Below are 24940 nucleotides of genomic sequence, written 5' to 3'. Positions count from 1 at the left end.
TTAGGGCAGGGCCAGGCCTTCCTTTGCTAGCATGGCGCGCAGGCGGATCAGTGGGAGCCCGATCAGGCTGGTCGGGTCATCACCCTGCATGCGGGCGATCAGGGTGATGCCGTAGCCTTCCGATTTGAAGCTGCCGGCACAGTCATAGGGTTGTTCCTGGCGCAGGTAGCGCTCGATTTCTTCTGCTTGCAGGTCACGAAAGGTGACGTGCACGGGCTCGATGCAGGTTTGCTCGTGACCGGTTGTGCTGTTGAGAACGCAAAGGGCTGTCGAGAAGGTCAGTGTGCGGCCGCTGCTTCGGGTCAGCTGGTCGACCGCTGCGGCATGGTTTAGCGGTTTGCTGACGGGCTCGCCGTCGAGCTGTAGTACCTGGTCCGAGCCGATGATCAGGTGGTTGCTGAACTGGTTGCGCAGTGCTCGGGCCTTGGCTTGCGCCAGGCGTTGGGTGAGTTGCTCGGCAGATTCACCGGGTTGAGGTGTTTCGTCGATATCTGGTGAGGCGCACTCGAACGGCTGCTGAAGGCGTTCAAGCAGGCTCTTGCGATAAGGTGAGCTGGAAGCAAGAACCAGTTTTGGCATGGTGTATCTCCGTGGTGGTGAGGCGTTTATGGTAGCCGCTGCGATCATCCTTGCGCGAGCCGCCGAACGGCATGCCCAAGGGCTTAAATAGTTTTGACAGGCGGGGCTTGTGCCCCTAGAATTGCGCGCTTATGTCTGGAACCATACCCTCGCACATTGAGCCGGCTCGACTGGTTGACCGCAGAATTACGCTGAAAGGCGTAGTGAAGGTGGGCAGTCTTGAGCGTTTTGCGGCGGTGTTGCAGGCCGCAACCGGAGAGGTTCAGGTTGAACTGTATTTCTCCCGGGATGAGCAGCGTATAGCAACCATGCATGGCCACTATCAGGTTGATGCGCCGTTGCTGTGTCAGCGTTGTCTCGAGCAGGTTGTTGTGCCGATCGACAGTGAATGTGATGTGGGTTTTGTAACGAGCGATGAGGCAGCCAAGCAGCTTCCTCGTCACTATGAACCGGTTATTGTGGGTGAGGAACCGCTCGATCTGTTTGCGCTGATCGAGGATGAACTGCTTCTGGCTTTGCCTGCAGTTCCGATGCATCCGCAACAAACATGTCAGCATCCGCCAGGGTATCGCCCTGAGACGGCGGAGCTGGAGGAAAAGTCTGAGAAGCCTAATCCTTTCAGCGTGCTGGCCAAATTAAAACGCGATACCTGAGCTTAGGAGCTTATTAGTCATGGCTGTTCAGCAGAACAAAAAGTCCCGTTCCGCACGCGGCATGCGTCGTTCGCATGATGCCCTGTCCGCCGCCGCCTTGTCCGTTGACAAGACCACTGGTGAAACTCACCTGCGTCACCACGTTTCTCCTGACGGTTTCTACCGTGGTCGTCAGGTGATCAACAAGGACAACGACGAATAAGTCTTGTCCACGTCAATCCGCATTGCGATTGATGTGATGGGCGGGGACCGTGGTCCCCGCTGCATTATCCCCGCTGCGCTGCGCAGTCTCTCGCTGTATCCCTCCCTGCACATTACTCTGGTTGGCGCTGCCGACGTTGTCGAGCCGTTGCTGGCCGATGCTGATTTCGATCGTCTTTCGTTCCGTCCTGCCCGAGAGCAGATTCTTGCTGATGACCCGCCTGCCAGTGTGTTGCGCGGCAAGCGCGATGCATCCATGCGTATCGCTCTAGAGCTGGTTCGTGACGGCCAGGTTGATGGTTGTCTGAGTGCTGGTAATACCGGTGCGCTGATGGTCTTGGCGCGCGCGGTCCTGGGTACGCTTGAGGGTATCCGGCGACCTGCAATCATGGCTGCATTGCCTGTGTCCGGGCGGTTATGTCATGTGCTTGATCTGGGCGCGAATGTGGATTGCCCGGCCGACCAGCTGGTTGAGTTCGCGATCATGGGCGCTGCTGCTGCGGCCGAGCTGAGTGGAGGCTCGGCACCACGGGTCGGATTGCTCAATATTGGCAGTGAGACGCATAAGGGGAATCGTCAGGTTCGCGAGGCGGCCGCGCTATTGCAGGCCTGTCCGGCGCTGAACTACGTTGGCCCGATCGAAGGTGATGGGTTGTTTCGTGGTGAAGCCGACGTGGTGGTCTGCGATGGCTTTGTCGGTAACGTGCTGCTTAAGGCGAGCGAGGGTGTGGCGGGTTACCTGCAAGCTGAGCTGCGTAGTGCGGTCGCGGGCAGTTGGCTGTTGCGCTGGTTGGCGCCACTGGTCCTGCATGCGACCCGGCGCACACGTGAACGGCATGATCCAGCACGTTACAACGGTGCCAGTCTGCTTGGTTTGCGCGGGGTAGTAATGAAGAGTCATGGTGCCGCTGATGAGGGTGCGATACTGGCAGCCATCGGGCATACCGTGAGGGCGTGCGAGGCGCGTTTGCCGGAGCGCATCGCTGGTCGTATACGCGAATGCAGGTCGACGCTGTGACCTCGGACGCATGGCTGGCATCCAAATTCCAATGTCACACGCATGTGTCTAGACTCTCTGCAATCTTTTGATAACAGGATGATGTTATGACTAACTCCCTTGGCTTTGTATTTCCCGGTCAGGGCTCGCAGTCCGTTGGCATGCTCGGCGAATTGGCTGAGCAGCACGCGATTATCAAGGACACCTTTGCTGAGGCATCCAGTGCGCTGGGTTACGACCTCTGGGCGCTGAGCCAGAATGGTCCCGAAGCTGATCTGAATCGTACCGATCGCACCCAGCCGGCAATTCTCACTGCGTCCATCGCACTATGGCGTCTGTGGTGTGCCGAGTCTGCAGTGCGTCCCGGATTTGTGGCTGGCCACAGTCTGGGTGAGTACTCGGCGCTGGTCGCTGCCAATGTGCTGGATTTTGCCGATGCTGTACGTTTGGTTGAACGTCGCGGCCAACTGATGCAGCAGGCTGTGCCCGAAGGGCAGGGCAGCATGGCGGCCATTCTGGGGCTGGAAGATCAGCAGATCATCGATATCTGCGCTGCAGCGTCGCAAGGCGACGTGGTGAGTGCGGTCAACTTCAATGCACCCGGTCAGGTAGTGATTGCCGGTCAGGCTGATGCGGTTGCTCGTGCAATTGACGGCTGCAAGGCTGCCGGTGCCAAGCGTGCGTTGCCGCTGCCGGTCAGTGTGCCGTCGCACTGTGCGTTGATGCAGCCGGCTGCTGAGCAGTTGGCTGCTGATTTTGCCGCCCTTAACTGGCGTGCTCCGGAACTAACCTTGGTGCAAAACGTCAACGCTCGACCGGCCTCTGATGTTGCTGCGCTGCGCCAACTGCTGGTGGAGCAGCTGTACAGCCCGGTTCGCTGGGTTGAGTCGGTTGTCTACATGGCTGAGCAGGGCGTGACCGATCTGGTTGAATGTGGTCCGGGCAAGGTGCTGGGTGGTCTAAACAAGCGTTGCGCCAAGGGCGTCAACAACCACAGTCTGGAAAGCGTCGCGGGTTTTGAAGCATCCCGTGCGCAGTTTGCTTGAGGAGCGAGACATGAGTCTGGAAGGAAAGGTTGCACTGGTCACCGGTGCCAGCAGAGGGATTGGCCAAGCTATCGCCCATGCGCTGGCTGCTCAGGATGCGGTGGTTGTGGGTACGGCGACCAGCGATGCGGGTGCTCAGGCTATCGCGGACAAGCTGGCCGAAGCGGGCTACAAGGGTACCGGGATGAAGCTTGATGTACGTGATGCTGAGTCCATCAGTGCAGTGCTGGCGGCGATCACCGAGGCTTACGGTGCGCCCGCGATTCTGGTCAATAATGCCGGTATCACCGCCGATAACCTGCTCATGCGCATGAAAGATGATGAGTGGGATGATGTGATCGGCACCAACCTCAGTTCGGTCTACCGTTTGTCCAAGGCCGTTCTGCGAGGCATGACCAAGGGGCGCTGGGGGCGTATTATCAACATCAGTTCCGTCGTGGGCTGCATGGGTAACGCTGGCCAGTCCAATTACGCAGCAGCCAAGGCGGGCATGGAGGGCTTTACCCGTGCGCTGGCCCGCGAAGTGGGCTCGCGTGCCATTACTGTGAACGCAGTAGCACCGGGCTTTATTGACACTGACATGACGCGTGCGCTTAATGACAGCCAGCGTTCGGTCATGCTGGAGCAGATTCCGCTCGCTCGCTTGGGTCAGGCTGAAGAAATTGCTGCGGCTGTGGCTTTCCTGGCAAGCGAAAGTGCTGGCTACATTACCGGTGCTACACTGCCGGTCAATGGTGGCATGTACATGTAATTCATCGCTGTGACGGCATGCGCTGGCACAGCGTGAGTTCCAACGGGTGGAAGCCGCAGGCTTTGACCTCTTTGCGTCAGAGACGATTCGCGCTTGAAACCAAGAGAATTGTTTCTATAAACTACCCGCAGTCCGGCTTCTCGGAACTGCAAATAGGAGTGAGAACAAGGTATGAGTACCATCGAAGAACGCGTCAAGAAAATCGTGGCCGAGCAGCTCGGTGTCAAAGAAGAAGAAGTAACCAACAGTGCTTCTTTCGTTGAAGATCTTGGCGCTGACTCCCTGGACACCGTGGAGCTGGTGATGGCTCTCGAAGAAGAATTCGAGACCGAGATTCCGGATGAAGAAGCCGAGAAGATCACCACTGTTCAGGAAGCTATCGACTACGTGAACGCTCACCAGAAGTGATCGCGTAGCCTGCTTGCAGGACATCAAGAAAGCCGCAGTACTGGTTTCCAGGCTGCGGCTTTTTTGCATCTGGATGTTTGTACCTGTCGGGCACGCCGCTGTTCGTGTTGCCGATAACGGCATTTGCACGGACAATAGGGCGATTTTGCGCAGGCGCTGAGCCTGTGGCGCTTTTCACGAGTTGAATAAGGAGTATGCCGTGTCGCGCAGACGCGTCGTTGTAACTGGTCTGGGTATGCTGTCGCCGCTGGGTAATACCGTTGAGAGCAGTTGGCAGGCAGCCTTGGCGGGCAAAAGTGGCATTAGCCAAATTGAACACATGGATGTGAGTGCCTTCGCGACCCGCATCGGTGGCTCTGTCCGCGATTTCGAAGTAGAGCTCTACATGGCAGCAAAGGAAGCGCGCAAGCTGGATCTGTTCATTCAGTACGGTCTGGCCGCGTGCATCCAGTCGATTCAGGATTCTGGTTTGGAAGTGACCGACGAGAACCGTGATCGCATCGGTGTTGTCATGGGCTCAGGTATCGGCGGCCTGACCAATATCGAGAAAAACTGTGAGCAGTTGCTGAACAGTGGGCCTCGCCGTATCTCTCCGTTCTTTGTGCCCGGCTCGATCATCAATATGGTTGCCGGCTATCTGTCTATTCAGTATGGCCTGCAAGGCCCGAACTACGCGCTGACCACCGCATGTACCACCGGTACTCACAGTATTGGTATGGCGGCACGCAACATCGCCTATGGTGAGGCCGATGTCATGGTCGCTGGTGGTTCCGAGATGGCCACCACCGGTCTGGGACTGGGTGGGTTTGCTGCCGCGCGCGCCATGTCGACTCGCAATGATGATCCGCAGGGTGCCAGCCGTCCTTGGGACCGTGAACGTGATGGTTTCGTGCTGTCTGACGGTGCCGGTGCCATGGTGCTGGAAGAGTATGAGCACGCCAAGGCCCGTGGCGCGCGTATCTACGCCGAGCTGGTCGGTTTTGGTATGAGCGGTGATGCCTACCATATGACAGCGCCGCCAGAAGACGGTCGCGGTGGCGCCAAGTGCATGGTCAACGCGCTCAAGGATGCCGGTCTCAATCCGGATGAAGTGGATTACATCAACGCACACGGTACCTCGACCCCGGCGGGCGACATCGCTGAGACCTGCGCAGTCAAATCGGTATTCGGTGCGCACGCCAGTGAATTGGCGATCAGTTCGACCAAGTCGATGACTGGACACCTGCTGGGCGCCGCCGGCGCGGTAGAAGCGGTCTTCAGTGTGCTGGCGCTGCGTGATCAGGTGGCACCGCCAACCATCAATCTGGAAAACCCGGACGAGGGATGTGATCTGAACTACGTTGCGCATCAGGCGCAGCAACGCAAGATCGAGGTCACGCTGTCCAACTCCTTTGGGTTTGGCGGGACCAACGGCAGCCTGGTATTCCGTCGCTGCGAATGAGCCAACTGACACCAGTGGCGACGACATGGGTAAACGGGCAGGTTGCTGATAACCTGCCCGTTACTGATCGCGGACTCGCCTACGGTGACGGTTTGTTCGAAACCCTGCGTGCGAGTCATGGCAGCTTGCCGCTGCTGTCGTTACACCTTGAGCGTTTGCAGCGCGGGTGTAGCGCACTGCGGATCCCTTTTCAGGGAGAGCGTATTGAGGCAGAGCTCAACATGGCTGCGTCTGTGGTGGGCGACGGGGTGGTCAAACTGGTGCTGACCCGCGGTAGTGGTCAGCGCGGTTATGCCATGCCTGTCGATGCGGTACCTACTCGTATCCTCGCCATTTCGCCGTTGCCGGTATACCCGGCAGATCGCCGCGACGGTATTCGGCTTTATTCCTGCGCAACGCGATTGTCTGACCAGCCGCTGTTGGCTGGTATCAAGCACCTCAATCGACTGGATCAGGTGCTTGCACGCAGCGAGTGGCAGGATCCGGCGTTCGCTGAGGGGCTGGTCTGTGATCAACAGGGGCAGGTTATCGAGTGCACGATGAGCAACCTGTTTGCCCGCGTTGATGGGCAATGGGTCACGCCCGACCTTGGCCGTTGTGGTGTACAAGGCGTGATGCGCGAGTATCTGTTGGCTCGGTTAGTCGAGCGAGGAGAGCCGGCGGCTGTGTCGCGGCTTGGTCTCGGCGCGCTGCATGAGGCGGATCAGGTGTTGTGCTGTAACAGTTTGATTGGTGTCTGGCCGGTCGTGCGGCTGGGCGACCGGGTCTGGCAGGTGGGTGATGAAACCCGTCTGCTGCAATCCCTGGCTGAACAGGTTTATCAGTGAAGATTTTTGGCAAGTTCTTGGTTGTGTCGCTTTTCCTCGTCATCCTGGCCGGCTTGACCGGCGGTGTGTGGGGGTTTCTCACCCTGCAGCGTGCGCTGCATCAGCCGCTGCAACTGAATGAGCCGCAGACGCTGGTGGTCGAGCCCGGTAGTTCCCCCGGACGGGTGTTTGCCCGGTTGGAGCAGCAAGGCGTGCTTGAGGGGGGGAGTTGGCTACGCCGCTACTGGCAGTGGCAGATGAAGGGCGCGGTGTTGCATGTGGGCGAGTATGCGCTGGAGCCTGAAATGACTGCGGCAGAGCTGTTGCACATGATGGAGCGCGGTGATGTCGTACAGCGTAGTTTGACCCTGGTTGAAGGCTGGAACTTTCGTCAGGTTCGGGGCGCGTTGCGCAACGCCGAGCAGTTGCAGCAAACCCTGCCGCCGGAAATGAGCGATGCAGAGGTGATGGCGGCTCTGGGGTATGAGGGCGAGCATCCGGAGGGGCGCTTTTTCCCCGACACCTATCAGTACACGCTCGGTATGAGTGATCGGGATATTCTGCAGCGGGCGCATGAGCGCATGGCGGTGGTGCTGGAGGAGGCCTGGGCAGGGCGTGATGAGGGCTTGCCGATCAGCTCTGCCTACGAGGCGCTGATTCTGGCTTCGATTGTCGAAAAGGAAACCGGTGTACCGTCCGAGCGTCCTGCGATTGCTGGTGTTTTTACCCGACGTTTGCGAATTGGCATGCGACTGCAGACTGACCCCACGGTGATCTATGGTCTGGGCGCGGACTATCAGGGCAACATCCGCCGGCGCCACCTGCAGCAGCCGACACCCTATAACACCTACGTGATTGATGGGCTGCCACCGACGCCGATTGCGATGCCAGGACGAGAGGCCATTGAGGCTGCGGTTCATCCGGCTGATGGCAAAAGTCTGTATTTTGTCGCCAAGGGAGATGGCTCGCACGTGTTCTCCAATTCGCTGGCAGAGCACAACCGGGCGGTGCGGGCCTATCAACTCCAGCGTCGCCAGGACTATCGATCTAGCCCAGCTCCGGAGAGCACGCAATGACCGGTGTATTTGTCACCCTGGAAGGACCTGAAGGTGCCGGCAAGTCGACCAATCTGGCCTACATTGCCGACGCATTGCAGCGTGCTGGTTGTGAACCGTTGCTGACCCGTGAGCCCGGTGGTACGCCGATTGCTGAGCGGGTCCGTGGCATCTTGCTTGAACACCACGAAGAGCCAATGGACCCGGATGCCGAGTTGTTGCTGGTATTTGCTGCCCGGGCCCAGCATCTGAGTCGGGTCATCATGCCAGCGTTGGCGCAGGGGCAGGTGGTGATCAGCGATCGTTTTACCGATGCGACCTATGCCTATCAGGGGGGCGGAAGGGGGATCGACTCAGCCCGTATCGCTGCGCTCGAAACCTGGACTCAAGGTGCTTTGCGTCCCGACCTGACGCTGGTGCTGGATGTGCCGGTTGAGGTGGGGATGGCCCGGGCCAGAGCGCGCAGCGCGCTTGATCGCTTCGAGAGCGAGCAGCGTGCATTCTTTGACGGGGTGCGTTCCACCTACCTCCAGCGGGCTGCAGACAACCCCGGGCGCTATCGGGTGATTGACGCAAGTGGTGAGCTGGCTCAGGTACAGCGCAAACTCGAACCGGTGATCGAACAGATTCTGGAGCGCTGGCGTGCTTGAGCAGGCAAAAACATCGCTACCCTGGCATAGCGCGCAATGGAGCGCGCTGGTCAGTCAGCCGCACTTTGCCCATGCCTATCTTTTCTGTGGCCCGTCGGGTGCGGGCAAGCGCGCCTTTGCCAGTGCCTTTGCCGCCTGGTTGATGTGTGACCGTCCGGCTGCTGAGGGCGCCTGTCAGCAGTGCCGCAGTTGCCTGCTGCGTCAGGCTGGGAGTCATCCCGATCTGCTGCTGATCGAGCCGGAAGAGGCGGGTAAGGCCATTCGCGTCGATGCCATCCGTCAACTGGTGGACTTCATTTCTCAGACCGCGCAACAGGGCGGTCGCAAGGTCGTAGTGCTGCACCCTGCTGAAGCCATGAATCAGAACGCGGCCAACGCGCTGCTCAAGTCACTGGAAGAGCCTACCGCCGAGACCTATCTGCTGCTGGTAAGCGACCAGCCGAGTCGTTTGTTGCCGACTATCCGCAGCCGGTGTCGGGTGCAACCGCTTGGGTTGCCGGCCGAACAGCCAGCGCAGGACTGGTTGCAGGCCGAGTTGCCTGACGTCGACGAGAGGCAGCGCAGGCTGTTGTTGCAGATGGCTGCCGGTGCGCCGCTGAAAGCGCTCTTGCTCAAGGAGCAGGACGCGATCGCGCAGCGCGAAAAGGTCGTCGAGGGAGTCAAGGCCTTGCTCAAGGGGCAGGTGTCGGCGCCCAAGCTGGCTGAGCAGTGGAACAGCGTTGCCCTAGACCTGCTGCTTGACTGGTTTGCTGCCTGGACGCTGGAGCTCCTTAAGCTCAATCAAGGCGCGCAAGAAATCGCAAACAGTGCTGATATGGACAAGGTGCTGGGCTATCTGGCGCCACGTGTTAGCGTGAGCGCGTTGCTCGATTGGCAGGATTGGCTGCTGCAACACCGTCGACAGTTCGACAACAAGGCCAACCTTAACCGTCAGCTGTTCCTCGAAAAGCTGCTCGCACGCTGGAAAGTGTTGGCCGAAAGGCGTTAATCTGGCCGCCATCGCGTTGAGTTAAAGGAATGATCAATGAGTAAACCAATGGCTCCGGGGCCACGCAACGGCATTCTGTCGCTGACCATCAAGGACAAATCCGTTTTGTATGCGGCTTACATGCCGTTCGTGAAGCACGGCGGTCTTTTCATTCCCACCAACAAGAACTACCACCTCGGCGACGAGGTGTTCATGCTGCTGAACCTGATGGATGAGCCGGAGAAGATTCCGGTTGCCGGCAAGGTGATCTGGGTCACTCCGAAGGGGGCTCAGGGCAATCGTGCGGCAGGTATTGGTGTCCAGTTCAGTGATCAGGACAATACCGCGCGCAGCAAAATCGAAACCTATTTGGCCGGTGCGCTGCAGTCGGATCGGCCGACCCATACCATGTAGTCTTCATGCTTATTGATTCACACTGTCACCTTGATCGTCTTGATTTAACGCCCTATAACGGCTCTCTTGATGCATTGCTGGATGCGGCGCGCGCGCGTGGCGTCAGCAAGTTTCTTTGTATTGGCGTCGATGCCGATAACGCCGCCACGGTGCAGCAGCTGGCGGACCGTTACGAGGACGTATTTTGCAGCGTCGGTGTTCACCCGCTTGATCTGAAAGACGGCAAGGCAACCGATCTGAACTGGTTATTGGAGATGCTGACTCATCCGCGAACCGTTGCGATAGGTGAGACCGGGCTGGATTATCACTACGAGCCGGAACTGGCAGAGCAGCAGAAGACCTCTTTTGCGATTCACCTGCAGGCTGCGCAGCAGACCGGTAAGCCGGTTGTGATCCACACCCGGGCCGCACGCCAGGACACTCTGGATATGTTGCGTGAGGCTGACCTGCCCAATGCCGGGGTACTGCATTGCTTTACCGAAGACTGGGAAATGGCGCGTGCTGCGCTGGATATGGGGTACTACATTTCACTCTCCGGCATTGTGACCTTCCGTAATGCCGATGCCCTGCGTGACGTCGCTCGACAGGTGCCAGCCGACCGGCTGCTGGTCGAAACGGATTCCCCTTACCTGGCACCGGTTCCGCACCGGGGCAAGCCTAACGAGCCCCAGTTTGTGTGCGAGGTGGCGGCGTTTCTCGCAGATCTGCGGGGGGAGTCGCTGGAGTGCCTTCAGCAGCAAACGACCGATAATTTCCACCGTCTTTTCCCGTTGTCCCAGACCTGAAAACCGGGCAAAAAAAACCCGAATTCTGGGGGAGGAATTCGGGTTAAGACCATTAGGAGTGATACATCGGCAGGACAGAGCCTGCCAGTACAGGAACGACGTTTGGGGGATGTGTCGTTCCTGATAGCTTCAGTATTGTCGAATTTACCTGTCTTTCCACCGAGCTTTGCCGCTTTTATAAACTGATTTGGAATACGTTCCAGGTATCTTATCGTGAAGCGTTGTTATCGTCGGTGGCCTCAAGCAAATCCCTGAGGCGGCTCACTGCCAGCTCCAGGGTCGCCCTGTCGGTGTAGAAGTGGGGAGACCAGCGAATGCCTCCGCCACGCAGTGCGCAAATGACTCCCTGATCCATCAGTTGTCGATGCAGCGATTGCAACGCCACTCCCTTAACCGAGAAGGTGATGATGCCGGAGCGGCGGTGCGCGGTGAGGTCGCTGAGCAAGGTCACGTCGGGCAATGCCGTCAGCAGCTCGGCCAGCAGACAGATTCGCTTGTCCAGTTCCGCTGCGACTGTTTCCATCCCGGCTTCCAGCAGCAGCGACAGGCTAGCTGACAGAGCTTGTTGGGCCAGCGTGTTCGGGCTGCCAGGCTCAAAACGCCGTGCTGAACTGGCCGGACGCCAATCATGGCGGTCATAGTCGCCCATCGCCTCGACCATATGCCAGCCGTGCTGGGTTAGTTTCAGTTGCTCACGCGCCCGGGCATGACAATAAAAAACGCCCAGGCCTTCGGGGCCCAGCAACCACTTGTGGCCGTCAGCCATGGCAAAGTCGCAATCAACGTGTTGCACATCAAGCGGTTGTGCGCCGAGGGTTTGGATTGCATCCACACAAAACAGAACCCCGCGTTCGCGGCAGGCAGCGCCGAGTCGCGGCAGGTCGATACGCAGCCCGGTGCCGTATTGCACCGAGCTGATGCTGAGCAGGCGGGTACGCTCGGTCATTGCGTTGATGAGGTTCTGCTCCGGCTGGCTGTCAAGGCTGACCGGCCGGACCTTGACGCCCTGGTCGCGCAGCGCTTCCCAGGGAATGCGGTTGGATGGGAATTCTTGATCGCTGATCAGAATTTCGTCTCCGGGCTGCCATGTCAGTCCCTGTGCAACGAACGACAGGGCCTCGGAGGTGTTCTTGACCAGCGCGATGTCCTCCGCTGCTGGAGCGTTGAGCAGGGCGGTGAGCTGCTCGCGCAGGTGCTTCTCGGTGCGACTCCAGCGCGGGTAGTCACGGGCACCTTGCAGCATGTTCTCCTTGGCGAAGGCACTGACCGCCTCGGCTGCGCGTTTGGGCCAGGGCGCCACGGCTGCGTGGTTGAGGTAGCAGATCGCAGGATCCTGGGGAAATTCAGATTGCCAGCTATTGTTCAGCGCCATACTGCGCCTCCTCGGTGGTGTCGTTGTTGGCAAAGCTCAGGCTCGTGGCTCAGGGTGGAGCAGCAGTGGCCTATGGCTCCACAATGTAGACGTAGCTGAACTGCATAGTCAGCTTGTAAGCAAATCTGGGCACAGGGTCATCAACTTGGCATAATGGGGCACTTTGCCAATTTGAATCTGGGTACCTTGATGCAGAAAGAGTCACGTAAAGTTCGCGAATTTCGTCGTCGCGAGCAGGAAATCCTCGACAGCGCATTGCGTCTTTTCCTTGAGCAGGGCGAAGACAGTGTAACGGTTGAGATGATCGCCGACGAAGTCGGGATTGGCAAAGGCACCATTTACAAGCACTTCAAATCCAAGGCGGAAATTTACCTGCGGCTGATGCTTGACTATGAGCGAGCACTTGCCGAGTTGATGCATTCAGAAGCCATCGAGCGTGATAACGCCGCGTTACCACGGGACTATTTCGAGTTTCGGATGAGCGACCCGGAGCGTTATCGGCTGTTTGATCGGTTGGAAGAGAAAGTCGTCAAATCCAACCAGTTACCGTCGATGGTTGAAGAGCTTCACCAGATTCGCACCTCCAACTTCAATCATGTAACCGGTCTGATTCAGTCGCGTATCGACGACGGCAAGCTGGAAGATGTGCCTGCCTATTTTCACTACTGCGCGGCCTGGGCTCTGGTACACGGTGCAATGGCCATGTATCACTCGCCGTTCTGGCAGGATGTGATCAAGGATCAGGAAGGCTACATGCAGTTTTTGATGGATGTTGGTGTTCGCATGGGCAATCGTTTTAAGCGCCGCAAGGAGGGCGAGCAGGCCTGACATGGCTTGTGTCTGCTGAACTCCCGTCCCTCGCAGCAGTCAGATCAGGGGCAGTCATGACAGGAGTCAGCCCTTGTTCAGATCACCCATTGTGTTGGCCGGTGTACTCGCCACCGGCCTGCTGTCGTCATCTGCGCTGACGGCAAGAGAGTACCGCTACAGCGACGCCCATTTGCATTATGTCGACTTCTTTCAGGAGTCAGAGGGCATGGAGGCATTACTGCAGGCGATGGACGACGCCGGCGTCGATCACGCGATGCTCAGTGGGGTGCCGGTTGCCAAGCAGTGGCATGAAAATGAGCCCAAGCGACCACGCTATTACGCTGGCGATGACGGCGGCGCCTACTGGTTCAGTGCCACCGATGTGTTGGTCGCCAAGGCACTTGACTCCTTGCCGCCGGACCAGCGTCGGCGTTTTCACCCGTTTCTTTCCGGTTTCAACCCCAACGACAAGAACGCCGATGCCCACATCCGTCGCATGCTGGAGCTGTATCCCGGTGTTTGGCAAGGGCTGGGCGAGGTGTTCACCCGGCACGACGATCTGACGGCGCTGATCCATGGAGAGCCGCCTCGGGCCAATAGCGAGGCGATGCATCGGGTCTACATGCTGGCGGCCGAATACGATCTTCCGGTGCTGGTGCATAGCAACATCACATCGCAACGCGAGCGCAATCCGCTGTATCTGGCCGAGATCGAAGAGCCTCTGCGAAACCATCCGCGGGTGCGCTTTATCTGGGCCCACGCGGGCACCAGCATGGAGATTCATCGTCATCAGACCCGCTTGGACTTCTTGCTGCCAACATTGCGTCGACTGCTGACAGCGTATCCGAACCTGTACATCGACTTGTCCTGGACGGTGCGCGAACCCTACTTGCTCAATCAGGAGGGTGAGCCCGATCCAGACTGGGTGCAGTTGGTAGAGGATTTTCCCGAGCGCTTCATGCTGGGGTCGGACGTGGTAGGGCAGTTTGGTAGTGTCGAGAAATACATGACGGGCTTTGATCCGTTTCTGGATGCATTGCCCGAGAATGTTGCCCGCGCGGTCGCGCGGGACAACTTTCTGGCCGTGCTGCCTGATCCGGCCTCACCAACCGAGGCCGTGAGCGAGGATCAGGGCACCAGCAACGGAGGGTTGGCCCAGTAGCCGCAATGGTGATAGCCGAGGAAGCTCAGCGTGCTCACGCTGCTGGCGTTGGGTACATCAAGCATCAACAGATTGCCAGTGGCCGCCTGTGGCCACGCGGCTGCTACGCCGTCGGTGGTGCTCGGGTTACCGTCCTTGGCAAACTGGGTCCAGTAATCGACCATCTCTCCCGACAGGCTGGACAGGTCGTTTAGATCGCCCGTGTAGCGCTGCTCCATCAAACTCTGGGCGTAGAGTACGTAGGGGATTTCCCCTGCGTGGGTGGCGCCCAGCGGGAAGGTCACGGCGAGTGGCGGCACCAGCGTCCAGGGTGCGTCCTCATCGCGGAACCAATACTGGAAGGTGTTCATGCTGGCGCCGGCAAATGTGGTCGCTTGTGAGTAGGCGTTGCAGGCGAACATGAAGTCGGTCCAGATGCCTGAGAGGGCTTCGCTGTACAGGGAGGTAGATCCGTCATAGAAGTTAAGGTAGTCGGTAGCGATCTGGTCATCGTCGAACGGAATGCTGGCCTGATAGGGCTGGAAGAACGCTGCCACGCGATCACGGTATTCCGCCTCGTCGTCGATAGGGTCTCCGCCGACCTCATCCAGTGCGACAAACAGGGTGCCTTCGTTCTGGTTGCTGCCGATCATGATGTCGAGTGTGTCGTTGAACTCGCCGTCAGTCAGGGCCTGCTGGATCGACTTGGGCAGCAGGTCGCTGGATGCGTCGACAACTGGGATCGATTGAGACCCCTGGGCTGCCAGCAGGGCCGAAACCGGCAGTGCACGCAGGCAGTCTGCGGCGGTAGTCGGTTCGTTGCAGCCCAGCCCGTTGGCAACGCCGATGCCAATGGCCTGGGCCGTTGCCTTGGGCATCTGGAACGGTGCATAAGAACCGCTCTGGACGATGGCTCGCTGGAACAGATCTGCGTCGGCGGCGCGGGGGGAGACGATATGGCTCATGACGCTGTGACCGCCGGCGGATTCGCCGAACAAGGTGATATTGGCTGGATCGCCGCCAAAGGCCTCGATGTTGTCCTTGACCCAACGCATTGCCAGTTGCTGATCCATCAGGGCGAAGTTGCCAGCGTCGGATTCCAGTGCCGGGTGTGCTAAAAAGCCAAGGTTGCCAAGACGGTAGTTGAGCGTGACGACAATGACGTCCTGCTCAACCAGACGGGTGGGGTCGTACTCGCCGCTGCCGTTGCCGAAGACAAACGCGCCACCATGAATCCAGACCATTACGGGGAGGTCTGCAGCATCGGCGGGAGCGTAAACGTTCAGATACAGGCAGTCTTCGTCACCGACCGCGGCGCCGGTGGTGAGGTCTGATTGCGGGCAGCTGTTACCAAAGCTATCGCTCAGGCGCAGTGTATCGCTACGGGTTGCTGGCGGCTGCGGAGGGGCAAAACGCAGCTCTCCAACCGGTGGCTGAGCGTAAGGAATGGCACGGAAGATCCGGATACCGTTCTGGCGGATACCGACGACCGAGCCCTCCGTGGTCTGAACGGCGAGCGGGTCAGGGGTGCTAGAGCCTCCACCGCCGCCGCCAGTCAAGCAGGCAGACAGCGACAGCGTCGCGACGGCCAGGCTGAGGGCCTTGAGGGTTGGCAGGGAGGTGGCGCGTGAGCGGGCAGTACTCATTATTATTGTCCTGTACTGTGGGAGGTTTCGAGGCAGAGTTGGAAATTGCCCCGGTTCGGGGCTAATGCGTTTTCTGCACGTGCCAGAACTATATGTGAACCCTGTCACGTCTCGCTAAACACGTCCGGGTGGTTTGCTTCGTCAGGTGTACTGGCTATGATGGGCGGTTTTTTGCAGCGCAGTGTTCAGCAACAGGAGAGCAGTCATGGCGGTACAAGAGTCATTTCCGGTCAGTTACATCGAGCCGGTATTTCGCCCGCCGAGTGAAGCGCATTCGCTGATTCTGCCGGTTACCAACGGCTGCTCTTGGAACAAGTGCACGTTCTGTGAGATGTATACCGCGCCGCAGAAGAAGTTTCGTGCACGGGACGAGGCAGAGGTGCTTGATGAGATTCGCCGGGTGGGGGAGCGCTATATCGTGCAGCGTATATTCCTGGCTGACGGTGACGCGATGGTGCTGCCGACACACCGCTTGCTGCGGATTCTCGAAGCCATTGCCGAGCACATCCCGAGCGTCGAGCGGGTGACATCCTACTGTTTGCCGCGCAACCTCAAACGCAAGTCAGTCGAGGAGCTCAAGGAGTTGCGCGAGGCCGGCCTGGCGATGCTGTATGTTGGTGCCGAATCGGGTGACGACGAGGTGCTGGAGCGGGTCAACAAGGGAGAGACAGCCGCTTCGACAGCTGATGCTCTGATCAAGGCGGGCGACGCTGGATTGAAGCGCTCGGTGATGATTCTCAATGGTCTGGGTGGGGCGAGCCTCAGTGCACAGCATGCGTTGAATTCTGCCAAACTGCTGAACGAGACACAGCCCGAGTTCGTCTCGACGCTGGTTGTCAGCTTCCCGCAGGGGATGGCACGTTTTCAGCAGCGCTATCCTGATTTTGTTGAGTTGAACCAGCAGCAGTTGTTCCGCGAACTGCGCGAGTTCGTGGCGGCGCTGACGCTGGACAACAGCACTTTTCGCAGCGACCATGCCTCTAACGCCCTGGTGTTGAAGGGCGAGCTCGGGCGGGACAAGGAACGGCTGTTGGCGCAAATAGATCAGGCGATCAGTCGCCCCGAACAGGCTGGCCTGCGTCCGGAGTGGATGCGCGGACTTTAGGAGGTTTTATGCGCAAGGCTTTGATTCTGCTAGGAATGATCATGCTTTCCGGATGCATGAAGCCGTCTGATATGCAGGATCAGGCCAGCTACTATCTTGGTGACGCAGGGGTGCTAAACCACTATCGCATCCAGCGCAGCAGTACCTGGGTTTTACAATCCGATTCCAAGCTATACATTGCTCAGGGCCACTTCCTGCCGGTCGGTAACCCGTATGCTCGCCCCAACGTGGTAGCCGAGGAAGCGTTTGCGGCGGCAGTAGAAGTGTTTCCTATCGTGCGTCGAGCGGAGCAGCCGCTCGGTCTCGAAGAGGCGTTGACTGAAGCGCGTAGCTACGGATACGACTATTTGCTCTACACCCGGTTTGCCTCTGCAGAAGATGCCGTTGGCAGCGTTGAGCAGTGGGAAGACTCCGGACGCTGGGAGGATCTTGGTCTGGACCGCGCCGTATTGCAGTTGATGGTCTTTGAAGTGGGCACCCGGCACCTGGTTGACTACGCCCGGATTGAAACCCGGGGCGGGTTTCTGCAGTTTTACAAAGCGTCACCGGACGATTTGCTGCGGCCGCCATTGCAGGACTACACAGGCCAGTTGCTTGGCCGCTGAAAGTGACCACTCAGGAGGAACGATGCCGGACCGTGCGCCACCCCCACAATCCCTGTTGAACAGCCTGCCGCAACGCAGCGAACTGCAGCGTCGCGATCCGGCGCCGGTACATCTGTGGCATCCGGAGCTGAGTGGCGAAATGGATATGCGTATTGCCCGGGACGGCACCTGGTATCACGAGGGCGACCCGATCAAGCGTTTGGCGCTGGCTCAGCTGTTTTCCACCATTCTGCGGTTGGACGAGGACGGTCGTTACTATCTCGTGACTCCGGTCGAACGCTGGGGCATTCAGGTTGATGATGCACCTTTTGTCGCTACCGGCCTAACGGTGAGTGGTCAGGGCGAGCAGCAACAACTGACGTTCACAACCAATCTGGAGGACTCTATTCCTCTGGATGCCGATCATCCGTTGCGGGTTGAGTTGGACCCGCAGACGGGGGAACCCTCCCCATACCTGCGTGTGCGTGCAAATCTGGATGCACTGATAAGTCGCACGGTCTTTTATGAGCTGGTCGATCTTGCCGTCGAGACCGAGGTCGCAGATCAGCTGCGTACCGGGGTCTGGAGTGGGGGGCAGTTCTTTCCGATGGACGGCGCCGAATAGGTGCATCCTGCGTGCCGCCGCGTCATTGCTGGGCACCTTTGGCAGCCGCTTTCCCGACGTAAACACTCCGCCTGATTGTCAACCCGAAAAACGTGAAAAAGCGTGTTTTTTTGATGTTGATATTTACCATATGTGGGTCTAGCATTGCCCGGAATGCACAACAAATAGTGTTTTGTCGGCCGGGATGCGTACAGGTCAAAAGCCTCTGCGTCAAGCCCTTGGGAAGCGCTGATTAATTCCACACGCTCTCGCCCTGCGGGGCGACCAAGCTAGGCCGCACGCTGTGTTGTGGTTGCTCGACAGGTCCCGACATACCTTCGAAACCACGCCTTGATTGCGCTCGGCCTGAGCGCCAGAGGGCATGCGGAATTAACCAGCGCTTCCCTGAATGGTGGTTCAGGTCGCGTATTTCAGGAGACAGAAATGAGTCAAACAGCCAAGGTGCAGCGCCTGCATAATGTGGTTACCAGCATCCCCCTGCAGCCCGCGTCAGAAGATATCTGGGATACCAAATACCGACTCAAGACCAAAGACGGCACCGCCATCGACAAGTCTGTCGATGAGACTTTCCAGCGTGTCGCACGTGCTCTGTCTGAAGTAGAAGCGCCGGAGCTGCGTGAAGAGTGGTATGAGAAATTCCTCTGGGCTCTGCGTCATGGCGCTATTCCGGCTGGCCGTATTACCTCCAACGCCGGTGCACTTGAGCACAAGCCGGCAACATCGACCATCAACTGCACCGTGTCTGCGACCATCGGTGACTCGATGGACGATATTCTTGCCAAGCTGCACGAAGCTGGCCTGACCCTGAAGGCAGGCTGTGGTATCGGCTACGAGTTCTCCACTTTGCGCCCGAAAGGTGCCTACGTCTCTGGCGCCGGTGCCTATACGTCCGGCCCGCTGTCGTTCATGGATATCTACGACAAGATGTGCTTTACCGTGTCCTCTGCCGGTGGCCGTCGTGGCGCCCAGATGGCGACCTTTGATGTTGGTCATCCGGACGTGATGGACTTCATTCGCGCTAAGCGTGAAGGCGGGCGTCTGCGTCAGTTCAACCTGTCGCTGCTGATCACAGAAGAATTCATGAAGGCGGTTGAGGCCGATGCCGACTGGCAGCTGGCATTCCCGCTGAATCAGGCTGAAATGGAAGCGGACGGCGTTGATGTCAACGACGCTGAACAGGTGATCTGGCGCGAGTGGCCGAGCAATGAGCGCTATGTCAGCCGTGAAGATGGTCTGGTTGCCTGCCGTATCTTCCGCACCATGAAGGCACGTCGTATCTGGGACATGATCATGAGTTCCACCTACGACTTCGCCGAGCCCGGCTTCATCCTGATTGACCGTGTCAACGAGATGAACAACAACTGGTTCTGCGAGGAAATTCGTGCGACCAACCCTTGTGGCGAGCAGCCGCTGCCGCCGTATGGTGCCTGCCTGCTGGGCTCTATCAACCTGACCCTGTTTGTCCGCGATCCGTTCACCGACAAGGCGCGCTTCGACTGGGATGAGTACCGTCGCGTCGTTGATATCTTTACCCGCATGCTGGACAACGTGGTTGAGATCAACGGTCTGCCGCTGGAGCAGCAGCGCAACGAAATTTACCGCAAACGTCGTCACGGCATGGGCTTCCTCGGTCTGGGCTCTACCATGACCATGCTGCGTATGAAGTATGGCGAAGCCGACTCCCTTGAGTTCACTGAGCAGGTTTCCCGCGAGATGGCCATGCAGGGCTGGCGCACCGGTCTGGCGCTGGCAGAAGAGAAGGGCGCTGCACCGATCATGGACGAAGAGTTCGTGGTGACCGAGGCGATGCTGGCGAAGCGTCCGGAAATGGTCGCAGATGGCATCAAAGCGGGTGATACATTGGCTGGTAAGGTGCTTTGGGCCAAGTACAGCCGTTACATGCAGCAGGTAGCAGGTGAAGATGCCGAACTGGCTGCAGCGCTGGCCGAAAAAGGCTCTCGCTTCACTCACCACAGCTCCATTGCGCCGACCGGTACCATTTCGCTGTCGCTGGCCAATAACGCGTCCAACGGCATTGAGCCGAGCTTCGCGCACCACTACTTCCGCAACGTGATCCGCGAAGGCAAGAAGTCGAAGGAAAAGGTAGACGTGTTCAGCTTCGAGCTGCTGGCCTACCGTCATTTCATCAACGCCGATGCGCTGCCGAGCATGGATGCCGAGTCCCGCAACCTGCCGGAGTACTTCATCGCCGCTGATGACGTGTCCCCGACCCAGCACGTTGACGTCCAGGCTGCGGCGCAGAAGTGGATTGACTCGTCGATCTCCAAGACCGCTAACGTACCGACCGATTACCCGTATGAGTCCTTCAAGGACATCTACATGTACGCCTTCCACAAGGGCCTGAAGGGTTGCACTACCTTCCGCTTTAACCCGGAAGCGTTCCAGGGCGTACTCGTGAAGGAGCAGGATCTGGCCAACACCACCTACCGCTTCAAGCTGGACGATGGCACTTTCATCGAGGCCAAGGGTGGTGACGAGATCGAGTATGATGGTGAGCTGCATACCGCTGCCAACCTGTACGATGCCCTGAAAGAAGGCTACTACGGCAAATTCTGAACCCGTGCCGCTTCGGCGGCACTCGGTAGTTCGCAAATCTGATGAATCGGCCGCGCAGACGCGTGGCGAGGAAGTGAAAGACATGGCACTGAAGATCAACAGCAAGATCGTCGACTATGCTGTAGTCAAACCTGATGAACCGGCCAAGGCGCCGGAAGCCAAGGCCGCTCCGGCGATCGAAGAAATGCACGAGAAGCTCAAGCGCCCCGAGTTTCTTGAGGGCTCGACCTACAAGATCAAGACTCCGACCTCGGAGCACGCGATCTACGTCACCATCAACGACGTCGTGCTCAACTCCGGCAGCGACCACGAGACACGTCGTCCCTTCGAAATCTTCATCAACTCGAAGAATATGGAACACTACCAGTGGATCTCAGCCCTGACGCTGATTATCTCTGCTGTGTTTCGCAAGGGCGGTGACTGCACCTTCCTGGTTGAAGAGCTGCGCAGCGTGTTCGATCCCAAGGGCGGTTACATGAAGCGCGGTGGCCGCTGGAGCCCTTCGCTGGTGGCTGAAATCGGCGATGTGCTGGACCAGCACCTCAAGCGTATTGGCATGATCAAGGACGAAATGGACGAGCATCAGCAGGCGTATCTTGAGCAGAAGCGTGCCGAGTTCGCCAGTCTGAAGCCGCAGGGCCAGACCGAAGCAGACTGTGATGACAGCGCTTCTGCCTACCCGGAAGGTGCTCAGATGTGTGGCAAGTGCCACACCAAGGCTGCGATTCAGATGGACGGCTGCCTGACCTGCCTGGCCTGCGGCGATAGCAAGTGCGGCTGATCAAGCTCGCTCTCAGCGCCTAAATAACGCGTCCTTCGGGGCGCGTTTTTTTTGAGCCGCAAGCCGCTGTTGCAAGCCCCAAGCCCCAAGCCCCAAGCCCCAAGCCCCAAGCAAAAAGCAAAAAGCAAAAAGCAAAAAGCAAAAAGCAGAGCCAAGCCGGACGTTTTGGTTGGGCGTGGGTGGCTGATGTTTATCCGTGGCGGACGCGACATGTGGCGTCCCTAAAGACGGGTGCGGCCCAAGCTGCAAGTCAGGGACTACCGCGCAACAGGGGTAACGTTCTTCTCTTTGCTCAACCTCAGACACAAACTCTTGGCTTCCAGCTTGGTTTTGCTTGTCGCTTGCGACAGCGGCTCTCCGCTGTTGCCGGTCATTCATTTGCCCCATATCCCCCAACAGGGGGGGTGAACCCGTTTAGCCCCTGTCCCTAGCATCAAGCTTCGAAAGATGACGCGGAGCCTGCCCCATGGCCTATCTGACGGTGAATGATGTCCGTCTGCACTTCGAACGCTTCCCCCAACCGGGTAAACCGGTGCTGGTGCTCAGTCATTCGCTTTTTTTTGACTGGCGGATGTTTCAGCCGTTGATTGAGCTATTGCACCCGCACTTTGAGATTCTGGCCTACGACCATCGTGGACAGGGCCTCAGCAGTCGAAGTGGGACGCTTGATATGGATACCCTGACTGACGATGCGGTGGCGTTGATTGATGCACTTGATCTGGCGCCTTGCTACTTCGCTGGCAACTCGATGGGGGGCTTTATCGCGCTGCGCCTGGCAGCGCGTTCCCCCGAGCGTTTGGCTGGCTGCATCGTGATGGGTAGCAGCGGTGACCTGGAGCACCAGTTGCCCGAGTTTGAGCCGCTGGTTCAGCAGTTGGCACAGGATGGAGCGGCCGACCAGGTCGACACCCTGATGTACATCATGTTCGGCGACCACACACTGCGCAGTCCTGAATACACCGCCCTATGTGCGCACTGGCGCAATCAGATGCGCCAGTTGGGGCCGGAGATTGGCGCCGCAGCGATGGAGGTGATTCATCGCAGCAGTGTACTGAGCGAGTTGAAATCCCTCCGCGTGCCGTTGCTGGTACTGGCAGGGGAACAGGACCACGCCTACAGCCAGGCTCTGTCGAAGCAGATAGTCGAATACGCCGGACACGGTGAGTGCAAGGTTATTACTGGGGCGGGCCATTCGCTCGCGCTCGAGCAGCCCGTTCAGGTGGCGGACGCCATTCACGCATTTGCGCTGAGCGCCGGTTGAGCAGTAACGAACAGAAAAATAACGACAACAACAGAAGAGTCATACCCATGAAGAAGTTGATTGCCTTTCCCCTGGTTACATCGCTGCTTGGTATTGCCGCAGCGGTGCACGCTGGCGTGGTAGATACCGCCGCCATGCTTGCGGTCGAGAACGACGGTAGCGAATGGCTGAGCTACGATCGAACCTGGTCACAGCAGCGTTTCAGTCCATTGCAGCAGATCACCACCGAAAACGTCGATCAGCTGGGGCTGGCTTGGTCGATTGATCTCGACAACACCCGTGGGCTGGAGGCAACCCCGCTTTACCATGAAGGCGTCCTTTACACCTCGTTGTCCTGGAGCCGGGTACTGGCTGTTGATGCCGAGACCGGCAATATCCTGTGGAGCTACGATCCAGGTGTCGATAAATCCGGCGCGCGGCATGCATGCTGTGACGCGGTTAACCGCGGCGTGGCGCTGTGGAAAGGCAAGGTGTACGTGGGCACCCTGGATGGCCGCCTGGTGGCGCTGGATGCGAAAACGGGCGAGCCGGTATGGACGCAGCAGACGACCGACCCAAGCAAGCCTTACACCATTACCGGTGCTCCGCGGGTGCTGAATGACATGGTGCTGATCGGTAATGGCGGTGCTGAATACGGAGTCCGTGGCTACTTCTCCGCCTATGACGCGGCGACCGGCGAGATGCGCTGGCGCTTCTACACCGTGCCGTCCGATCCGGCAGAAGGCCCACAGGCGACACCCGCACTGGAAGAAGCCCTGAAAACCTGGAGCGACAAGACGCGCTGGGACCTGGGTGGTGGCGGCACCAGTTGGGACAGCATGGCCTATGACCCCAAGCTGAACCTGCTGTATGTCGGCACTGGTAACGGCTCGCCCTGGAACCGCGAAATTCGCAGCCCCGGTGGCGGTGACAACCTCTACCTGTCGTCGATTTTGGCCTTACGGCCGGAAACCGGGGAACTGGTCTGGTATTACCAGAGCACTCCGGGCGAGAGCTGGGATTACACCGCAACCCAGCAACTGACGCTGGCTGAGCTCGAAATTGACGGCAAGCCGCGTCAGGTCATCATGCAGGCACCGAAGAATGGGTTCTTCTATGTCCTTGATCGGGCCACCGGCGAGCTGTTGTCGGCCGAGAAATTTGGCAAGGTCACCTGGGCTGAGAAGATTGATATGGCGACCGGCCGTCCGGTCGAGGTGCCGGGCTCGCGCTATGAGAGTGGAGAGCCAGTGACCATCTGGCCGAGTCCTCTAGGTGCGCATAATTGGCATTCGATGTCCTACAGCCCTCTGACCGGGTTGGTCTACATTCCATATCAGGAAATGCCGGCAACCTACGCCAATGAGGGGGGGGACTTCGTCGTTCATAACGGTTTCAACACGGGCGCGGGTCTTGAAAACAGGGAGTTGCCGCGCGAGTACGCAACGGGTGCGCTGATCGCCTGGGACCCGGTAAAACAGGCGCCGGCCTGGCGCGTCGAGCGGCCCAATCACTGGAACGGCGGTACGCTGGTGACCGCAGGTAATCTGGTTTTTCAGGGCACCTCGGCTGGTCAGCTTGAGGCGTACAGTGCCGATATGGGGGCGCCGCTTTGGCACTTTCCGACCCAGACCGGGGTAATTGCCGCCCCTATGACCTACCAGCACAACGGTGAGCAGTACATTGCGCTGATGGCTGGCTGGGGTGGGTCTGGCGGATTGTTCGGCGGTGATGCAGTGCAAGCTGCCGGAGCGCGCAACGTTAGCCGAATGATGGTGTTCAAGCTGGGCGGCAAGGCGCAGCTGTCTGCACCGCCGGCAGCCGCGCCGCTGCCTGATCGGGTGCCGCAGCCTGTGGTGGCCGCTGCCAGTGATATTGATGCCGGCTCTGATCTGTATGCGTCCTACTGCATGATCTGCCACGGCGTGGGTACCGTAGGTAACGGTATTCTGCCGGATCTGCGTTACTCCAGCGACGCCATTCGTGACGCCTGGGAGGCGATCGTGTTGCATGGGGCCTTTCAGAACAAGGGTATGGCGTCGTTCGCAGACAGCCTCTCTGCCGAGCAAGCGCAGCAGATCAAGCTCTATATCATGCAGCGTGAATACGAGAGTTGGATGTCAGCCAAGCAGACCGAGGCCGAATAAGCGGTCGGTGGTCAGGGTATGACTGATATTGCCAATTGAGTATTTACTCTAAAGAGGGTGGTTCGTATGATGAGGTAGCCAGCGGCAGCCGGCTGCCTCACGATCGCATTCAGGCTGACTTGCTGTGCACGCTGCTATCTGCCTGCTAAGGTGGATGGT

General features: G+C 58.7%; 25 protein-coding genes. 22 read left to right on the top strand and 3 right to left on the bottom strand.

Features of this window, described 5'->3' with window-relative positions; translation table 11 throughout:
* On the bottom strand, positions 1 to 579 hold the full coding sequence (locus C1949_RS06355) for a Maf family protein (protein ID WP_104737632.1): 579 nt from the start codon (positions 577 to 579) through the stop codon (positions 1 to 3).
* Between the two features lie 209 nt (positions 580 to 788).
* Between C1949_RS06355 and C1949_RS06350 the strand changes: the two genes are divergently transcribed.
* The 13 genes from C1949_RS06350 (at position 789) to C1949_RS06290 (ending at position 10753) form a co-directional block, all read left to right on the top strand.
* Positions 789 to 1232, top strand: a complete 444-nt coding sequence (locus C1949_RS06350; protein ID WP_170063013.1) for a YceD family protein — start codon at positions 789 to 791, stop codon at positions 1230 to 1232.
* 19 nt (positions 1233 to 1251) lie between these two features.
* The gene (rpmF, locus tag C1949_RS06345; RefSeq protein ID WP_104737630.1) at positions 1252 to 1434 is read left to right on the top strand and encodes a 50S ribosomal protein L32; all 183 of its coding nucleotides are present in this window, start codon (positions 1252 to 1254) and stop codon (positions 1432 to 1434) included.
* Positions 1435 to 1437: 3 nt separating this feature from the next.
* Positions 1438 to 2451, top strand: coding sequence for a phosphate acyltransferase PlsX (plsX, locus tag C1949_RS06340; protein ID WP_104737629.1), 1014 nt, complete (start codon positions 1438 to 1440; stop codon positions 2449 to 2451).
* A gap of 86 nt (positions 2452 to 2537) precedes the next feature.
* Positions 2538 to 3476 carry an ACP S-malonyltransferase gene (gene fabD / locus C1949_RS06335; protein ID WP_104737628.1) on the top strand — a complete coding sequence of 313 codons (939 nt, stop codon included), beginning with the start codon at positions 2538 to 2540 and terminating at the stop codon, positions 3474 to 3476.
* 10 nt (positions 3477 to 3486) lie between these two features.
* The gene (fabG, locus tag C1949_RS06330) at positions 3487 to 4227 is read left to right on the top strand and encodes a 3-oxoacyl-ACP reductase FabG (RefSeq protein ID WP_104737627.1); all 741 of its coding nucleotides are present in this window, start codon (positions 3487 to 3489) and stop codon (positions 4225 to 4227) included.
* Between the two features lie 171 nt (positions 4228 to 4398).
* Positions 4399 to 4635 carry an acyl carrier protein gene (gene acpP, locus C1949_RS06325; RefSeq protein ID WP_088275384.1) on the top strand — a complete coding sequence of 79 codons (237 nt, stop codon included), beginning with the start codon at positions 4399 to 4401 and terminating at the stop codon, positions 4633 to 4635.
* A gap of 199 nt (positions 4636 to 4834) precedes the next feature.
* On the top strand, positions 4835 to 6076 hold the full coding sequence (gene fabF / locus C1949_RS06320; protein ID WP_104737626.1) for a beta-ketoacyl-ACP synthase II: 1242 nt from the start codon (positions 4835 to 4837) through the stop codon (positions 6074 to 6076).
* Positions 6073 to 6903, top strand: a complete 831-nt coding sequence (pabC, locus tag C1949_RS06315; protein WP_104737625.1) for an aminodeoxychorismate lyase — start codon at positions 6073 to 6075, stop codon at positions 6901 to 6903. Before fabF ends, pabC begins: the two co-directional genes overlap by 4 nt.
* A 2-nt stretch (positions 6904 to 6905) precedes the next feature.
* Positions 6906 to 7958 carry an endolytic transglycosylase MltG gene (mltG, locus tag C1949_RS06310; RefSeq protein ID WP_104737782.1) on the top strand — a complete coding sequence of 351 codons (1053 nt, stop codon included), beginning with the start codon at positions 6906 to 6908 and terminating at the stop codon, positions 7956 to 7958.
* The gene (gene tmk, locus C1949_RS06305; protein ID WP_104737624.1) at positions 7955 to 8587 is read left to right on the top strand and encodes a dTMP kinase; all 633 of its coding nucleotides are present in this window, start codon (positions 7955 to 7957) and stop codon (positions 8585 to 8587) included. Before mltG ends, tmk begins: the two co-directional genes overlap by 4 nt.
* Positions 8580 to 9575 carry a DNA polymerase III subunit delta' gene (locus C1949_RS06300; RefSeq protein WP_104737623.1) on the top strand — a complete coding sequence of 332 codons (996 nt, stop codon included), beginning with the start codon at positions 8580 to 8582 and terminating at the stop codon, positions 9573 to 9575. The genes tmk and C1949_RS06300 overlap by 8 nt, the downstream gene beginning before the upstream one ends.
* 36 nt (positions 9576 to 9611) lie before the next feature.
* Complete coding sequence (locus C1949_RS06295) at positions 9612 to 9968, top strand: PilZ domain-containing protein (RefSeq protein WP_104737622.1); 357 nt, start codon at positions 9612 to 9614, stop codon at positions 9966 to 9968.
* A gap of 5 nt (positions 9969 to 9973) precedes the next feature.
* Positions 9974 to 10753 carry a TatD family hydrolase gene (locus C1949_RS06290; protein ID WP_104737621.1) on the top strand — a complete coding sequence of 260 codons (780 nt, stop codon included), beginning with the start codon at positions 9974 to 9976 and terminating at the stop codon, positions 10751 to 10753.
* Positions 10754 to 10961: 208 nt separating this feature from the next.
* On the opposite strand, the gene C1949_RS06285 is transcribed toward C1949_RS06290, so the two are convergent.
* Complete coding sequence (locus tag C1949_RS06285; protein WP_104737620.1) at positions 10962 to 12125, bottom strand: aminotransferase class V-fold PLP-dependent enzyme; 1164 nt, start codon at positions 12123 to 12125, stop codon at positions 10962 to 10964.
* 189 nt (positions 12126 to 12314) lie between these two features.
* Between C1949_RS06285 and C1949_RS06280 the strand changes: the two genes are divergently transcribed.
* Both C1949_RS06280 and C1949_RS06275 read left to right on the top strand, forming a co-directional pair.
* Positions 12315 to 12953, top strand: a complete 639-nt coding sequence (locus C1949_RS06280) for a TetR/AcrR family transcriptional regulator (protein WP_104737781.1) — start codon at positions 12315 to 12317, stop codon at positions 12951 to 12953.
* 88 nt (positions 12954 to 13041) lie between these two features.
* Positions 13042 to 14097, top strand: a complete 1056-nt coding sequence (locus C1949_RS06275; RefSeq protein WP_373289793.1) for an amidohydrolase family protein — start codon at positions 13042 to 13044, stop codon at positions 14095 to 14097.
* Here the strand turns inward: C1949_RS06275 and C1949_RS06270 are convergent.
* Positions 14064 to 15722, bottom strand: coding sequence for a carboxylesterase/lipase family protein (locus C1949_RS06270; protein WP_104737618.1), 1659 nt, complete (start codon positions 15720 to 15722; stop codon positions 14064 to 14066). The genes C1949_RS06275 and C1949_RS06270 overlap by 34 nt on opposite strands.
* Positions 15723 to 15927: 205 nt before the next feature.
* Between C1949_RS06270 and C1949_RS06265 the strand changes: the two genes are divergently transcribed.
* The 7 genes from C1949_RS06265 to C1949_RS06235 all read left to right on the top strand — a co-directional run bounded on the left by C1949_RS06265 (position 15928) and on the right by C1949_RS06235 (position 24781).
* The gene (locus C1949_RS06265; RefSeq protein WP_104737617.1) at positions 15928 to 16827 is read left to right on the top strand and encodes a radical SAM protein; all 900 of its coding nucleotides are present in this window, start codon (positions 15928 to 15930) and stop codon (positions 16825 to 16827) included.
* 8 nt (positions 16828 to 16835) lie between these two features.
* Positions 16836 to 17432 carry a DUF4823 domain-containing protein gene (locus C1949_RS06260; protein WP_104737616.1) on the top strand — a complete coding sequence of 199 codons (597 nt, stop codon included), beginning with the start codon at positions 16836 to 16838 and terminating at the stop codon, positions 17430 to 17432.
* A gap of 22 nt (positions 17433 to 17454) precedes the next feature.
* Positions 17455 to 18036: a DUF1285 domain-containing protein gene (locus C1949_RS06255; protein ID WP_104737615.1), complete on the top strand. Its 582-nt coding sequence runs from the start codon at positions 17455 to 17457 to the stop codon at positions 18034 to 18036.
* 423 nt (positions 18037 to 18459) lie between these two features.
* Entirely contained in the window at positions 18460 to 20613 is a 2154-nt protein-coding gene (locus tag C1949_RS06250; RefSeq protein ID WP_104737614.1) for an adenosylcobalamin-dependent ribonucleoside-diphosphate reductase, read from the top strand.
* A gap of 82 nt (positions 20614 to 20695) precedes the next feature.
* Entirely contained in the window at positions 20696 to 21394 is a 699-nt protein-coding gene (locus tag C1949_RS06245; protein WP_104737613.1) for a TSCPD domain-containing protein, read from the top strand.
* A 466-nt stretch (positions 21395 to 21860) separates the two neighbouring features.
* On the top strand, positions 21861 to 22655 hold the full coding sequence (locus tag C1949_RS06240; RefSeq protein WP_104737612.1) for an alpha/beta fold hydrolase: 795 nt from the start codon (positions 21861 to 21863) through the stop codon (positions 22653 to 22655).
* A gap of 47 nt (positions 22656 to 22702) precedes the next feature.
* Positions 22703 to 24781, top strand: a complete 2079-nt coding sequence (locus C1949_RS06235; RefSeq protein WP_104737611.1) for a PQQ-dependent dehydrogenase, methanol/ethanol family — start codon at positions 22703 to 22705, stop codon at positions 24779 to 24781.
* Positions 24782 to 24940: the final 159 nt, after the last annotated feature.

Source organism: Halopseudomonas oceani, assembly GCF_002903165.1.
GTDB classification, from domain to species: Bacteria; Pseudomonadota; Gammaproteobacteria; order Pseudomonadales; family Pseudomonadaceae; genus Halopseudomonas; species Halopseudomonas oceani.
Note: the sequence above shows the minus strand (reverse complement) of the source record. Positions and strands in the feature narration are given on the sequence as shown.

Coding starts and splice junctions, on each gene's coding strand:
- acpP (WP_088275384.1), top strand. CDS start 4,399: ATGAGTACCATCGAAGAACGCGTCAAGAAAATCGTGGCCGAGCAGCTC.
- rpmF (WP_104737630.1), top strand. CDS start 1,252: ATGGCTGTTCAGCAGAACAAAAAGTCCCGTTCCGCACGCGGCATGCGT.
- C1949_RS06295 (WP_104737622.1), top strand. CDS start 9,612: ATGAGTAAACCAATGGCTCCGGGGCCACGCAACGGCATTCTGTCGCTG.
- C1949_RS06270 (WP_104737618.1), bottom strand. CDS start 15,722: ATGAGTACTGCCCGCTCACGCGCCACCTCCCTGCCAACCCTCAAGGCC.
- tmk (WP_104737624.1), top strand. CDS start 7,955: ATGACCGGTGTATTTGTCACCCTGGAAGGACCTGAAGGTGCCGGCAAG.
- fabG (WP_104737627.1), top strand. CDS start 3,487: ATGAGTCTGGAAGGAAAGGTTGCACTGGTCACCGGTGCCAGCAGAGGG.
- C1949_RS06235 (WP_104737611.1), top strand. CDS start 22,703: ATGAAGAAGTTGATTGCCTTTCCCCTGGTTACATCGCTGCTTGGTATT.
- fabD (WP_104737628.1), top strand. CDS start 2,538: ATGACTAACTCCCTTGGCTTTGTATTTCCCGGTCAGGGCTCGCAGTCC.
- C1949_RS06280 (WP_104737781.1), top strand. CDS start 12,315: ATGCAGAAAGAGTCACGTAAAGTTCGCGAATTTCGTCGTCGCGAGCAG.
- C1949_RS06250 (WP_104737614.1), top strand. CDS start 18,460: ATGAGTCAAACAGCCAAGGTGCAGCGCCTGCATAATGTGGTTACCAGC.
- C1949_RS06240 (WP_104737612.1), top strand. CDS start 21,861: ATGGCCTATCTGACGGTGAATGATGTCCGTCTGCACTTCGAACGCTTC.
- C1949_RS06290 (WP_104737621.1), top strand. CDS start 9,974: ATGCTTATTGATTCACACTGTCACCTTGATCGTCTTGATTTAACGCCC.
- C1949_RS06255 (WP_104737615.1), top strand. CDS start 17,455: ATGCCGGACCGTGCGCCACCCCCACAATCCCTGTTGAACAGCCTGCCG.
- C1949_RS06245 (WP_104737613.1), top strand. CDS start 20,696: ATGGCACTGAAGATCAACAGCAAGATCGTCGACTATGCTGTAGTCAAA.
- C1949_RS06265 (WP_104737617.1), top strand. CDS start 15,928: ATGGCGGTACAAGAGTCATTTCCGGTCAGTTACATCGAGCCGGTATTT.
- C1949_RS06260 (WP_104737616.1), top strand. CDS start 16,836: ATGCGCAAGGCTTTGATTCTGCTAGGAATGATCATGCTTTCCGGATGC.
- C1949_RS06285 (WP_104737620.1), bottom strand. CDS start 12,125: ATGGCGCTGAACAATAGCTGGCAATCTGAATTTCCCCAGGATCCTGCG.
- pabC (WP_104737625.1), top strand. CDS start 6,073: ATGAGCCAACTGACACCAGTGGCGACGACATGGGTAAACGGGCAGGTT.
- C1949_RS06355 (WP_104737632.1), bottom strand. CDS start 579: ATGCCAAAACTGGTTCTTGCTTCCAGCTCACCTTATCGCAAGAGCCTG.